Source organism: Chitinophagaceae bacterium, assembly GCA_007695095.1.
In the GTDB taxonomy this organism is placed as follows: Bacteria; Bacteroidota; Bacteroidia; order Chitinophagales; family REEL01; genus REEL01.
Map to the genome: position 1 here is coordinate 1 of REEL01000182.1, position 9,612 is coordinate 9,612.

Sequence of the window (9,612 nt, forward strand, 5' to 3'; positions counted from 1 at the left end):
ATATCAGCCACTTGAAAACTAACACAGCCTTCGCTGTCTTTTGCATATACTGTATAAGTTCCAAAGCCCAGATTTTCAAACAGATTATTCGTAGAAAAATTTAAGGTATCTCCAATGGAAAATAAATAAGGCGGGTTGCCACCTATGGCAATAGCGGTAATGCTGCTTTCATCCGTTTGCAGGGATAAGATAAGCCCATCGCAAGGGAAAGGAATGCTTTCACTGATAGTAAACTCACATTCCAGAGCGTCTTTTACGGTAATGGCATAGGTTTCGCCCGGTACGGCAGGGAAAGATGGAATTGCTGACGTAAACGGATCTTGATTGACAGCATATATATAGGGCGGCTCCCCACCCTGAGGCTCTACAGTCAATTCATCATCAACTATTTCAACATTCATCGATAAATTAGAGCCTACACATGGATTTGGTACTGTATGGTTAATTGTAGCCACACAACCTTGCTCATCCTTGACCGAAAAAGTATATAAAGTCTCATAATCAAAAACAATCTCGGGAATGTCCTCCAGGAAATTGTCTCCATTTTCAGCATAAAGATAAGGGGGAACTCCAAGATGTGCAACAGGTCTAATTATGCTGTCAATTTGTTCAACACTAACAGCCAAAGAGCTTTCATAGCAAGTAGTATCAGCATAAGCAGTTATAATCAAGGGAGAATTCTCAATATGGTTCCCTTCACAATCCAGCACACTAACTTCCAGCTCGCTTTTAAGGCTATCGCCCGGAGTCCAAACTGTTCCGGCAAGACCTATCGAAGAGGCTAGCACGATTGAATCAGAAACGTACCCCCCATTTTTAGGTACAAACTTCACCCTCGCAACAGGTAAAGTCAACCCCCTGTTGCTCAATACTCTTATTCGAGGATTAAACTCAAGAGGTTCTCCCGGAATATAGGTTTGATTATTTCCGCTGTAAATATTTAAATTGTGGGGGAAGGAGTAATTATAAAAAGGCCTGTTCCAGGTTCTTGATATATCAACAAGTTCATGCCCGATTACTGTTGCAGCAGCACCGAGAGTGAGTCCGGCAGATAAGTCTGCTTCGACTTTCCAGTCAGTATCCTGATTTACGCATACGCCCATTTTTTGGTTTAATTTTAAATCGAGGTAGGGACCTAAGAATCTAAAAACTGTAAAGCTGATTTTGGGACCAATAGAAAAAGTTTGTTCTATTTCTCCGGTCATTGACCAGTCAAAATTCAATTCAGAATTACCGGTTTTATTGTAGGTGTAACCCCATGATTGATTTTTATATTCTATATATGCATTAATATTATTTCTTTCTTCAAGCATATAACTCATATCGATAGTTGCATTCACACCGGCTGTAAATTTGCCATCAATAGTAAGGTTAACACTTACCAAAACAGGGACGTAACCTAAAATAATAATATAGTCTTTAGTTATTGAAATAATCTCAAACTCTTGTTCAGGAACACTAATTCCCTGAGAAGCTTCCATTTCCAGTCCCAAACTTTTTTCTTCAATAGCATTACTGGAGCCAAATCGAATATGTTTAACTCCTGACCAATATGTGTAATCAAAGTCGGCAACCAAATTTGGCTGAAAAGTGTATTCTCCGGCAACTCCGGCTTTGAAGCTCCCGTATTCTATTAAATTGGGATAGGGCAGATTGACAGATATTTTTGTGGCACCCTCTTCCGAGCGACTGAAGGATAGTTCATTATCCGGATGTCCGGTTCGATTAATACGCTCCCCAATTTTATAAAAATGAATATTACCCGGAGCAAATTCAGGTTTGGATAATAATTCGGCACGCGTAGGCAATTGAGACAGTTGTTGATAGTTATTAGAAATTTTAGCTGTTTCAGAAAGGGTTTCAAAATCAAGTATTTGGGCTAAATCAATGGCACCGTCCTCAATCAAATCCTCTAAAGTAGCCTGAGAAGTAAACATGGTATAAGTATTTCCGCTGACGGAAAAAGAGTCTACCTTTCTAAAAAAACCGTTACTATTTACATTAATAAGTAAAGTTGATTCTGTAATTTGGGGTACCGGTTCGGAAAAGGTTACGATATGAATACCATCTACTAAATCTTCATAAGTACTTAAAATAGTATCGGTTGTATCTATAATAGCAATATTGTCTGCGAGATTTAACTCTCTGAATCGTATCTCAATAGTATCGGTAGTGAAACCACATGCATTGGTAAGTTTCCACTCTAAAACATACAAGGAGTCAGTGCCGCTAAAAGTAGAGTAGGGCTTGTTATTATATTCAAATGTTCCCCCGTTTCCCTCTAATACCGTCCACAGTCCGGCAGCTCCGTCTTCAATATTTGCATACAGTTTTACCTGATTGCCGGAAATTACTCTGTCAAAGCCGGCATTGGCAACAGGAGGCATTTGTACGTAAGAGATATCAGAATAGGAGGGAGGGCAATCTGGAAATTTAGCAACTGCTCTGTAATACATACTCTCTTCAGGAAGGAAGTTATATTGAAAATTATGGGCGTTAGGAATATATGTCCAGGTCTCCATGTTTTTAGACTTCTGCCATTGAATTGTACCGTATTGGTAATTGGCAGTTTCTAAAACAATTGAATCGGTTCCGCAAACATCAATAATTTGGGCATGTAAACTATGAGAAGTGATATTTAGCCAGAATAGTGCGATGAAGATAAAAATATTATTTTTCATTTTTATAAGTATTAATACTAATTAATGATTACTTTTCTACTTGTTTTTTCTGTTCCCTTAAAAAGATTCATAATGTATGTTCCACGCGGTAAATGACTTATATTAAAGGTCTTCATAAAGGCATTGTTTTCTGAAAATAATTCTTCCGATAAAATTACGGCACCGTTAAGATTGATTAGTTGAATTTTTATCTTTCCCATTTGTTCTCCTGAAGAAGCTTTGACTACGATTCTATCATTAGCCGGATTAGGAAAAATGTCTAATTGAAAGGACTGCTTCTGTTGGAGAGTTTCTTCAACAGAAACTGTTGCACAAGGGTCTTGTAGTTCTAAAACCACTACGGTTTGGGCATTTGCTACACCAAAACTAAAAAAGAGGAATAGCATTAAAAAAAACGTTTGTAAGCAATTCATTTGAATTAAAATTTAATGTTAGTGTGTAAAAAAAGTATAATTAGTTTTTGTATAAAACCATATGAATTATATGATATGAGCTGTAAATCAATGCAAAAATAGAAAAGAATTTAAAAAAATAGAATCCTAGTATGGGTTTTATTTAAGTTTATTTAGTTGATATTATAAAGCTTACAATGTCTGTATATATTATATGTATAAGCTAATGAAAAAAATAAAAAGATAGGTTCAGTTTGCTGTGGTTTGAATAATTGGTGCTTCTGCAACCTTAAAAATTACTTTTTAAAGGAGTAGTATTTAAACAATTAATGGTCAGTTTTTCTCTTTTTTAGAAAACGAGATGATAAAATTTATATCATCTGCCTATACAAATATTAGGTGGTTGTTTTGTTCATTATTTGTTTGTAAGCTCCGTCCCAAAGATTAATTCGCTTTTGTAAAGATTCAATTGTTGTTTTTTCTGCATCTTCCCAAAATTTTATGTCAGTTCCGCATAGATTAGCAGTCATTTGCAAAGCAAGGTGGCTATGATGGTCTCCATCAACTTCAATATGTCTTTCGAGATAATATTTGAATATGCCAATGCTGTCCGGGAAATTACGATGAATATCATTAACAATAGATAAAAACATTCCGGGTATTAGGTCTTCGCGCCCAAATGTAAATATTGCCGATTGCAAATAGGCCTTATTAGTACCGATTATTTTAAATGTAAAATCGATAAATTCAGAAGCTTCCTTTGGGGTGTTAGAATTTTTAAATGCCTTATTAAAGTTTCCGGTATTTTTTAATATAGATGTGAAACTTTCAATTTGATAAGTGTCTGCCCCGCACTGTTTCATTGCATCAAGATAGATTTCAAAATGGCTTTTTCTAATGCCATTTATATCAATGTCTGATTCTTCACCATTGACAATTTCATTTATTAAGTGTCTTGTATCTGCCGTGCCTTTTGGAAACCAGGGAACACTAGTACAAGTTAAGTTATTTTGAAGAGTTTTCAATAAAGACATAAAATCCCATACAGCATAAACATGGAATTGCATAAATATTTTTAAGTCATCTACGTCTTTAATTACTGAATACACTTTGTGATTAATTATCTCCTGTCTTAAAGGCTCTATTTTTTTTCTTATTTTTTCTATTTGACCGGTCATTTTATTATTTTAGAAAATCAAACGTAATAAAAATGTTAAAGTTTACAGTAAATAATAAAATTTCCGCTAAGTTTATTTTATATATAATTTAGACTTTAGGTATAAGGGATTTGTATGGCTAATGAATTACGCCGGGAAAAGGGAGATCATCTACTGTTAATAAAATTATTAAACTCTGTTTTTGCTTGTGAATTGCTAAACAAAGCATTATGTCCAAAACCTTGCAATTCAACAAACTGTACACTTTGACAGTTGTTGCAATTCAATAGTTCTTCTCTAAACAAAGGCCAGGAGTGCATTTGTATTGGGGAGTCATTAAGCCCTTGTATAAACAATATATCTGATTTGTGCCCCGATGTATAGTTAAGTAGTGATCTTTCATAATATGGGTTAGGATTTAAAGAAGGTGGACCATATTCACTGTCAAGCAAGGAGCACGCAAGACCACTTGGGATTTGACCATTTTCTTCAAGTTTACAACGAAATACCAGATTGAGTGGTCCGGGGGCATTAGCAATCACACCATCAGTTTCATGCATTGTATTTAATCTGGTTACTAAATAACCTCCCTGAGAATGGCCGGCAAGAAATATTTTTTGAATATTAATTTGTAATTCCCCACTTGCCTCATTTTTGAGCCAAAGGAGAGCAGCTTCGCATTGCTCAATGTTGTCTCCAAAAAGCAACCCTTCTTCCGGATAAGCTACGCTTAATATCAGCCAATCATCCCTATCAAGAATATTTTTAAAACCGTTAAGTGTATTATTCGCTGCTTGTATAATTAAACTATCGTAGGCCACGGTTCCGTGAAAGACCATTAAAACATTAAATTCATCGCCTTCCGGCTTGTCAATCACTATGTCAACAGAAACTCCATTGTAACTAATGGTTTTTGTAATTTGATAGGCAGGACTAGGGAATATATCAATAACACTCTCTTTATTACACGCAACAAGTGTGAAAAATATTATAAATAATTTTACTTTGTGAAATGCAACAACACTTAATCTCATTGAAGTATTTATTTTAAAAGTTTTTATCTTTTAAACTTAACGATAAAGTCAGTTCCCGCCAAAGGCGGACAAGCTGTCTAAAAAGCTAATTTTAGCTTTAATTACCGGTTAAAAATAGGAATTTTTTTTTTGAGTATAAACATTAATTTACTTCGCTCTAAAGTTGATCAACGAATTTAGAAAAAACTTTTTTGTGAAGTGCGAGGTCTAAATCCGGAGAAACGGATACTCGTGCTATATAATCCTTATCGTCTTCTTTAGTTGTTCCTTGGGTAGACGTTGCGGGGATTGTCCAATAACAGCCTTTAAGTTGGCCATAGCTAACACAATATTTGCTTTCATGAGGTATTTCAGTAATCATCATGTCAATTAGCTTTTGGTTTAACGCGCGTTTATAGGTTTCTCTTTCGGCAGCCGTATTCCCCTTTGTAGGAAGATCTAATGAAAAAACAGAGGGCGTAAACCCTTCTCTAGCCAAATCCTCTGAAACAAAATTAATTTTAGCTGTTGGCAACTTCTTCTCAATAAAACTTACAAACTCACGGGTATTCTTATATGCTTCTTTAATTCTTTGATTCATTGAGGGTAACTGTTCTGCTAAAAATTTAATCTGAAGCCCTGTTGCTTGGTTATCGCAAACTTTGAGGTGCTTATCTATTACGGGCATCAGCCCTTCTGCTTTTTCATTGGCTACGCAATATCCAGCCGTACACTTGCCTCCACTTGGAAACTTTGAGCCACTAACATAAGAAATGGTTCTTACATTTGAGAGGACTCCCTCTTCACTTAAAAACTGAATATTAGGACAAAATGTCTGATCTAAAATAAATACGGGGTCTATAGCAGTTTCACCACTAGCTGTTCTGCGTGATTTACTTAAAACAGCTCTTAGTTTTTCTAAATCAGGGACTTCAACTCTTGGGTTTGTTGGTATTTCAGCAATAATATAAGGAACCGCTCCTTGCTCAGCCACTTTTTCTAAAACGATATCAATACTTTGCACCATATTATTATCTCTATCAACCGGAAGGTCCATTATCTCAACATTCTCAATGCATGCAGCTACACGCCTGGCCTGATCGTTGGTGCCCCCATAACAATTTGGAGGAACAATTATCTTGATATCTTTTCCTTTATGTTTTTTTAGTGCATCCTCAATGAGTCCCATCATAATAGCATATTGAACAGATAGCCCGCTAGAACCTAGAATTACATTTGATTTAGTAGCGGTAATCTTTCTGATAGACATGATCACTTTTTCTTTATTAGCTGCGAAATCACTATCATCAGCCTCTACGGTTTTCCCTATCAGTAACTGTAATGCTGAATGAGAATCCGCCGGTGTCATGGAAATACTTTCCCTTCTTCGTACATGTTGTATCTCTGCTATATAATTCTCATTTGCTCTGCCATTCACCAGTATAACACTTCCAAGCTTTTCCCGGAGGCTGATAAAAAAGTCAATTTTTGAATTAAGTTTTATGTTCTTTAATTCCCCCTCTTGCGAGAGAAAAATTGTACTCCCATTAAAATCCGGAATCGTATCCGGATTTTTGGTATTAACCAGTTCAAAACTGTAACCATATACTTGTTTTAGCACATCAAAGTCAAAAAAATCGGGTAAAGTATCAGTGTAAACAATCCGTGTGTTTTTTTTATCTAGTAAATTCTTTCTTAAAACCGCTAAAACCGGCATAGACTTCGATGAAAAGCTAATAACTGCATCCGGATTCAGATCGTTTAATTTTGCTATTGCCCATTCTAACACAGAGGACAAAGGGTGACCAAGACGGATATAATCAAATGCAGTGGGTAATTCACTTAATGCAGCTGTATCGTAGTTATTTGCATTAAAAAGGTTTTCAAACCGGTTGAGAAACTGTGTTTTTGCCTGACTTTCATCAAAAATATCTAATCGATGTGTGGTAAGTTTCAACCAGTCATTCGGTATATTTTTTAATACGTTTTCAATATAACTGAGTGTAGTCTTTGCTTTCATTATATCTATTTATTGATAGGCCGCCAATATATATCTTTTCTATTGATTTTAAAAGTCATCATCGGTAATTTGTTGTTTTTAGTTGCCTTTGTCTTGTTTGGTTTTACTTTTCTAAGTTTTCTTTACTTTTCTCTTGCAGCAGCTATTTCATGTAGTAATTACGTTGGTAAATTATTGGGATAATTTAAATTATTTGAACTGCCTTCATCTATTATGTTGTAATGAAAAATAATATGAAATTTTTTCTTTGATAACCGGGATTTTACAAAGGAATATTTAGGTAAAAGCATTCCTGAAATAATAGTTTTTATTCTAATCTCATATGTGTTTTAGTTGTTTTTAGAGGGGATACCTTATTAGATTAGTTTTTTTCCGCGTGCTTGAGTCTTATCACCAACCACTTATCAGTTTCCCAGCCGTGGTTGAGTGTTATCACCAATCACTTATCAAATTATTTTTTCAATATCTTTTCTGTCACAAAATATTTGTTGTCAAAAACAAATGTAATAAAATATTTTCCCGGAGAATGTTTTCTGTCAAACTCAATATCAACTATATTAATTCCGGTATTGAAAATTTCGTTTGAGGTCTCCAGGACAATTTTTCCTTGGCTGTTACTGATAAAATAACTTGCTTTAACCGGATGGTCAGCATTAAATTTTACTGAAAATGAATTGTTAAATGGGTTAGGAAAAAGTGTCAAATCATAAGGATTTTTTCCGTCAATTATAAATTCATTTACAGAAAGGGGGGAAGCTGTAAGCCAAACTTCATAAATAGTATTATCAGCACTAGTCGTACTAGTTTGATTATTTGAAAATGGATTTAATGATGGACTAGTTATTCCACCAAAAATATGGCCAACCAAAAATGTTGTTTGGTTAATTTCATTGGTTTTAAACACTTTGTTCGAATAGTGAGGTAAGTTTAAATTAGGAATGAACTCAGCACTTGAACCTTTTAAACCCGGCATTTCAATTGGCATGAGATATTCAGTAAGAATACCATTTGCATCTCTACTTAGCCGACTGATTGTTTTAACAAAAGGCACTAAATCATCTTGAATTAAATTGCCGTTTTCATAATAATATTGGCTCATACCTCCAAAGAAAATTGAATGCATATTATTATCAATACTATCATACATAGACAACACGGGGCTGTGATAGTTGCTTAAATATTGGTTGAATGTTGTAATTGGAGTATATCCATTGGCGGTAATATCAACAGGATATAAAAAAGGCAAGTTTGCATTGATTTGAAACACTCCTGATGAAATAGTAAGTCCTTGCTCTCTATTTGGAAAAATTTGAGGTAAAAGGTTATAATCTCTTCTTCTTAGATGAACGGCATCTGTTATTGCAGAATAGTTGTTATAGCTAAGCTGTGAACCTGAATTGTTAATAGAAAAAATTCTTATTTGATTAGTGTAAGCTTGAGTAAAAGTTGGATTACCCATTGGATTATAACGGCCATCAAATCGATGTCCACCCACTAAATAAAACTGTTTATTTAATTTTTTCAGGTGCCCCCCTGTTACTGCAAAAATATCATCTTGAATTTGTTTAAAAAATAAACTAATTGGCTGATTAAGTTGAATAGCATTCATTAGTCCACTTACATTTACAGAAGTAAGGTAAGGATACGTTATATGATTGTTTGCAGTGGGTGAAAAACCATATCCACCAATAATGTATAAAGAGTCGCCATCTTGATAAAAATTCATATTAGTTGATTGTAATTGCTCTTTTAATCCTGTTGGCAGACTGTCTACGGAAGCTGTCCAAAGTTGGTCATTTTGTACATCAACCACAAAAATATTTGTATTATTCTGTGACGCAGGAAATGCGTTAAAAGGTTGTCTTGCGTGCAGTCCGTCCTTTCTTCCACCAATTATTAACCATTTACCTTCATATTGTGCGTAGGCATAAGAATGAAGTCCGGGTAAATTTGTAACGGAAACCGGCACTAATGAAAGTTCATAGTTGAAATTACTTTGGCCCGGCGCATTTAAACTTACTGTTATTAATAAAACAATAATTATTTTAGATATTCCTTTCATATATTGGCATTTGAAGTTATTTTCATTTTTTCGGTTAGAATTATTTCCTGAATATACCGGAGCACCTTGCCCCCCTTATCTATCGCAAGCATAAACTTGGGATACGGCAGTTTTGTAAAAAAAATAATTAAATTCATCAACAAACATGTAAATTTAATTCATTTAAAATTATTGTTCAAAAAACTACTCTATTAACTCGTTTTAAATTTATCTACCTATCGTGTCACATGCGGAGATTCGGTTACCAAATTCCCGTGCAGGGCCATTACAACCTTCGCCGGAACATT

General features: G+C 34.7%; 6 protein-coding genes. All 6 read right to left on the minus strand.

Features of this window, described 5'->3' with window-relative positions; genetic code table 11:
- The coding region (locus tag EA412_14685) for a hypothetical protein (GenBank protein ID TVR75879.1) at positions 1–2,681 on the minus strand (2,681 nt) is incomplete at its 3' end.
- A gap of 17 nt (positions 2,682–2,698) precedes the next feature.
- Positions 2,699–3,094, minus strand: coding sequence for a T9SS C-terminal target domain-containing protein (locus EA412_14690; GenBank protein ID TVR75880.1), 396 nt, complete (start codon positions 3,092–3,094; stop codon positions 2,699–2,701).
- 374 nt (positions 3,095–3,468) lie between these two features.
- Positions 3,469–4,251 carry a DUF3050 domain-containing protein gene (locus tag EA412_14695; GenBank protein TVR75881.1) on the minus strand — a complete coding sequence of 261 codons (783 nt, stop codon included), beginning with the start codon at positions 4,249–4,251 and terminating at the stop codon, positions 3,469–3,471.
- 146 nt (positions 4,252–4,397) lie between these two features.
- Positions 4,398–5,264, minus strand: coding sequence for a hypothetical protein (locus EA412_14700; GenBank protein TVR75882.1), 867 nt, complete (start codon positions 5,262–5,264; stop codon positions 4,398–4,400).
- Positions 5,265–5,421: 157 nt separating this feature from the next.
- Positions 5,422–7,263 (minus strand): cystathionine beta-synthase, encoded by a 1,842-nt coding sequence (locus EA412_14705; GenBank protein ID TVR75883.1) that lies wholly within the window; start codon positions 7,261–7,263, stop codon positions 5,422–5,424.
- Between the two features lie 451 nt (positions 7,264–7,714).
- Positions 7,715–9,316, minus strand: a complete 1,602-nt coding sequence (locus EA412_14710; protein TVR75884.1) for a T9SS C-terminal target domain-containing protein — start codon at positions 9,314–9,316, stop codon at positions 7,715–7,717.
- Positions 9,317–9,612 lie beyond the last annotated feature (296 nt).

Bases quoted from the DNA above. Each gene is read 5' to 3' on its own strand.
- EA412_14690 (TVR75880.1), bottom strand. From the start codon at position 3,094: ATGAATTGCTTACAAACGTTTTTTTTAATGCTATTCCTCTTTTTTAGT.
- EA412_14695 (TVR75881.1), bottom strand. From the start codon at position 4,251: ATGACCGGTCAAATAGAAAAAATAAGAAAAAAAATAGAGCCTTTAAGA.
- EA412_14700 (TVR75882.1), bottom strand. From the start codon at position 5,264: ATGAGATTAAGTGTTGTTGCATTTCACAAAGTAAAATTATTTATAATA.
- EA412_14705 (TVR75883.1), bottom strand. From the start codon at position 7,263: ATGAAAGCAAAGACTACACTCAGTTATATTGAAAACGTATTAAAAAAT.